The organism is Streptomyces sp. LS1784, from assembly GCF_020103755.1.
Lineage (GTDB): Bacteria > Actinomycetota > Actinomycetes > Streptomycetales > Streptomycetaceae > Kitasatospora.
Map to the genome: position 1 here is coordinate 1 of NZ_JAHSQD010001070.1, position 1,258 is coordinate 1,258.

The 1,258-nt window shown below is 78.1% G+C and carries 1 protein-coding gene; it reads left to right on the forward strand.

Annotated features, from left to right (window positions below; translation table 11 throughout):
• Positions 1-881 (forward strand): SWIM zinc finger family protein (locus KS423_RS45695; RefSeq protein ID WP_224285542.1); only part of this gene is annotated, 881 nt, incomplete at its 5' end.
• Positions 882-1,258: the final 377 nt, after the last annotated feature.

Here is a 1,258-nt window from a genome sequence, read left to right on the forward strand (position 1 = left end):
CGGCCGGCGCGGCCGAGCTGCGGCTGCGGCTGGCCGACCGGATCCGGCACGGCCTGGCCGACCAGTCCACCGCCGGCCCCTGGGAGGAGGTCGCCGCCCGGATGGTCGACGCGCAGGCCCCCGGCCTGGCCACCCGGGTCCGCGAGCTGGACGCGCTGCCGCAGGAGCGACTGCTGGAGGAGTACGCGATGCTGCACCTGCTGGCCACCGCCGCCACCCGGATGGACGAGCTGCCGGCCGAGCTGGCCGCCACCGTCCGCACCCGGGTCGGCTACCCCGCGGACACCGGCAAGGCGGGCCCCACCATCCGCGACCGCTGGCTGGTGCTCGGCACCCGCGACACCACGGACGAGCGGCTCACCACCCGCCGGGTCTGGCTGCGCGGCGCCAAGACCGGCCGCCCGGCCGTACTGCTGTCCTTCGGCCACCAGGGCCAGGCCCCCGCCCTCGCCCTGCCCACCGGCCGCCTGGTGGAGGCCGACCTCGCCTACTTCCCCGCCGCCCACCCGCTGCGCGCCACCCTCGGCGAGCGTTACGGCGCCCCCGAGCCGGGCCCCGCCGACCCGCCCGCCGGACTCACCGTCGCCGAGGCGGTGGCCGGCTACGGCACCGCCGTCGCCGACGACCCGTGGCTGGAGAGCCGGCCGACCGTCCTCGGCGACGTCGTCCCGGTCCGCGCTCCGGACGGCTGGTTCCTGACGGACGGCCACCACACCGTTGCGGTCCGCACCTCGGCCGTCCCGGAGGCCGCGCTGTGGCGGCTGGCCGCGGTCTCCACCGGCCGCCCGCTGACGGTCTTCGGCGAGTACGGCCACCAGGGCTTCGCCCCGGTCACGGCCTGGGCCGCCGGCCGGCGCCCGGTCGGCCTCGCCAACGCCTAGGGCGTGTCCTGTGGATCCCTGCCGGGCCCGCGACGCCATGGCACGCACCTCGCCGCGCTGTGGTCGGTCACCCATGGCCCCGGCCCGGCAGCCGGGGAGGTGTTCCCACCGCAGTGACTCCGCCCCCAGCCTCCGCCCTGCGATGCACGCCCCCTGACGCCGCGGCCTGATCCGACGAAACCCCCAAGACACGCCCAGGAGAACTCGGCATGACGATCACCCAGGACCCGTGGGAGACCCTGCACACCAGCGCCCTGCTCGGCACCGACCGCCGCCCGCTCCCGGCCACCGCCCTGCCGCTCGCCGGCACCGTGGACCAGGGCGATCCGGCCACCGCCCTGCTGGAGCTGGCCGCGCTGGCCGCCGTCCGCCGCCGG